Source organism: Mesorhizobium sp. M7A.F.Ca.AU.001.01.1.1, from assembly GCF_004022735.1.
Classification (GTDB): Bacteria; Pseudomonadota; Alphaproteobacteria; order Rhizobiales; family Rhizobiaceae; genus Mesorhizobium; species Mesorhizobium ciceri.
The window spans coordinates 1-2672 of the sequence record NZ_RZPF01000814.1 but is presented as its reverse complement, the minus strand read 5'-3'; the positions used below and the strand labels follow the sequence as shown (position 1 = coordinate 2672).

Sequence of the window (2672 nt, the reverse complement as noted above, 5' to 3'; positions counted from 1 at the left end):
CTACTCCCCTACTCCCCTACTATCTTACTATCTTACTATCTTACCACCCTCACCACCGTCCGGTCCGACAGCAGCGGCAGCAGCCGCGCCATGGTTTGCGCCGTGACAGCCACGCAGCCTTGCGTCGGCGTGAAGCCGGGGCGCGCCAGATGGAAGAAGATGGCGCTGCCGCGCCCGCGCCGGCGCGGCGACAGGTTCCAGTCGAGCACCAGGCAGGCATCGTAGAGCCTGTCGTCGCGCCGCATGCGTTCGTGGCTGGCGCCATAGGGAATCCTGACCGGCCTGTTGTAGTTGCGGTCGTCAGGCACTTCGCACCAGCCCAGATCGGGCCCGATCGGCGTCATCGCCAGCCGGGTCCTGCGGCCGCTGGAGAACTGATCCCCCCGGAAATACCCCGACAGGATCCGCATCGCGGCCAGCGGCGTGGCGCCGTCGCCTTCGCGCTTGTCGGCCGAGATGCCGCCGCGCCCCAGCGCACAGGCAAACACCGTTTTCCCGGCCTGCAGCAGGCCCTGGCTTGGATGCCCAGGCCTCGCCCGCACGGTCAGCACACGCAGCCCTTTTCGCAAAATTGCGCCGGCTGCATTGCGATCGTGTTTTTTCTTGTATGATCGTGCCACGGAACAAATCACTGTGAACGGCTGTTACGCCGGTCAGCTTCCGCATAAACAGGCAGCGGTCAACTGAATTTTCTTTTCAAAACAACGGATTGATCCATGACTTCACGCACCATACTGATCGTCGACGACGATGACGACCTGCGCGGCACGCTGGTCGAGCAATTATCCCTTTACGAGGAATTCGACGTGCTGCAGGAATCGACTGCGGCAAAAGGTGTCGCCGCAGCGCGCGGCGGCCTCATCGATCTGCTCATCATGGATGTCGGGCTGCCCGACATGGATGGCCGCGAAGCGGTGAAGATCCTGCGCAAGGGCGGCTACAAGGCGCCCATCATCATGCTGACCGGTCACGACACCGATTCGGATACGATTCTTGGTCTCGAGGCCGGCGCCAACGACTATGTGACGAAGCCGTTCCGCTTCGCCGTGCTGCTGGCGCGCATTCGGGCGCAGTTGCGCCAGCATGAGCAGAGCGAGGATGCCACCTTCTCGGTCGGGCCCTATACTTTCAAGCCCAGCCAGAAACTGCTGCTCGACCCGCGCGGCGGCAAGGTGCGGCTGACGGAGAAGGAGGCCTCGATCATCAAATATCTCTATCGCGCCGACCAGAAGGTGGTGACGCGCGACGTGCTGCTCGAGGAGGTGTGGGGCTACAATTCCGGCGTCACCACGCACACGCTGGAAACCCATGTCTACCGGCTGCGCCAGAAGATCGAGCGCGATCCTTCCAATGCGGAAATTCTTGTGACAGAAAGCGGCGGCTACAAGCTGGTTCCTTAAACATTTTCATTATCCAATGAGCGGCCGGGCGGGGCCGCTTTCGGGTACGATCCAGTTGGAGGGTGGTTTGGATCGAACTCGCAGAGGAGGAGTCGGACTGTCGGTTCGGGGACATAGCTAGATGGCGCTGGATGACGACATCCGCGTTCTGTCCGCCGTGAGGCTCTTCGAGGGCTTCACGCAGGAACAACTGCGCCTGCTCGCCTTTGGCGCCGAGAACACCAGGCTGATTGCCAACCACAAGCTCTATCGCGAGGACGACGAGGCCGATTCCGCCTATATCGTTGTCAGCGGGCGCATCGTGCTCTACCGGGAGCAGAATGGTGAACGCATCCCGATTGGCACGGCAGACCCCGGCACGATCCTGAGCGAACTGGCATTGATCGCCGACACCAACCGGTTGACCAGCGCCTCGGCCGAGATCGATTCGGAAGTGATGCGCCTCAGCCGCAAGATGTTCCGCCGCATCCTGGAGGAATATCCCGAGATCGCGGTCAAGCTGCACCAGCGCATCTCGGAGGAATTTCAGGCGATGATCCGCCGCATCGAGGAACTGGCGCCGCGCTTCTCCGGCTAAATCTAGCGTACCCACGAAGCTGCTGGCTTCGCAGCCGAAGGGAGAAGTGTTTTCAACGACAGCGATGAACTGGTCGTGGCGCACTGCGGCCGTCCGGACGCCCGGATCCAGCGGCAAGGCTCCGTTGACAGGCAAGAGGTGAAATCCTAAAGCACCTCGAAGGCGGCCGGCGCAGCAGGCGCCATCACCACCAGGCTCCTGGGGGGAGCGAGCCATGCCATCAGGGCGGTACGAGACCATTATCTTGTATTCCCGCAATGACGCGTTCGGCGACGGACTGATCCGGATTCCGGCATTGCGCGCCGCCAGAACGGCATTCCCCGATAGTTTCATCGTCTACGGAACCACCCGGTCGTCATCCCTTGAACATAGCCTCAATCGCCATGCCGGCCATTTGGTCGATGCGATCAATGTGCGGACGCCGCTGGCGCGCCTGATCGCCGGTCACAGCAAGGGCAAGGGGCGATTGGCCGTCGTCGATTTCCGCATCTCGGCGCGTTGGCTGCTTCAGGCCTCGGCATCACTGCTCGGCCGCGGCATTGCCTATGAGGCAAACTTTCCGGCTTTCGCCCTTTCCTGGCGCCTGGGCCAAAGGCCTGAAGCACGACCCGGGCACAATGCCTGGCGCTACCATCGCCTCATCGAACGCCTTGCCGGCAAGCGGCTGCCTTTCGATCATCGGCTGGAGCCTAGCC

General features: G+C 62.2%; 4 protein-coding genes. 3 read left to right on the top strand and 1 reads right to left on the bottom strand.

Annotation, left to right across the window (positions count from 1 at the left end):
• Window positions 1-35: 35 nt before the first annotated feature.
• Window positions 36-572: a L,D-transpeptidase gene (locus EN884_RS32275; protein WP_181172690.1), complete on the bottom strand. Its 537-nt coding sequence runs from the start codon at window positions 570-572 to the stop codon at window positions 36-38.
• A gap of 144 nt (window positions 573-716) precedes the next feature.
• On the opposite strand from EN884_RS32275, the gene EN884_RS32270 reads away from it, so the two are divergent.
• The 3 genes from EN884_RS32270 to EN884_RS32260 all read left to right on the top strand — a co-directional run.
• A complete protein-coding gene (locus EN884_RS32270) occupies window positions 717-1400 on the top strand; it encodes a response regulator transcription factor (RefSeq protein ID WP_013528898.1) in 684 nt (227 codons plus the stop codon).
• 121 nt (window positions 1401-1521) lie between these two features.
• Window positions 1522-1977, top strand: coding sequence for a Crp/Fnr family transcriptional regulator (locus tag EN884_RS32265; protein ID WP_013528897.1), 456 nt, complete (start codon window positions 1522-1524; stop codon window positions 1975-1977).
• 244 nt (window positions 1978-2221) lie between these two features.
• Window positions 2222-2672, top strand: a 451-nt coding sequence (locus tag EN884_RS32260; protein ID WP_164895295.1) for a hypothetical protein, incomplete at its 3' end; no start/stop codon positions are given.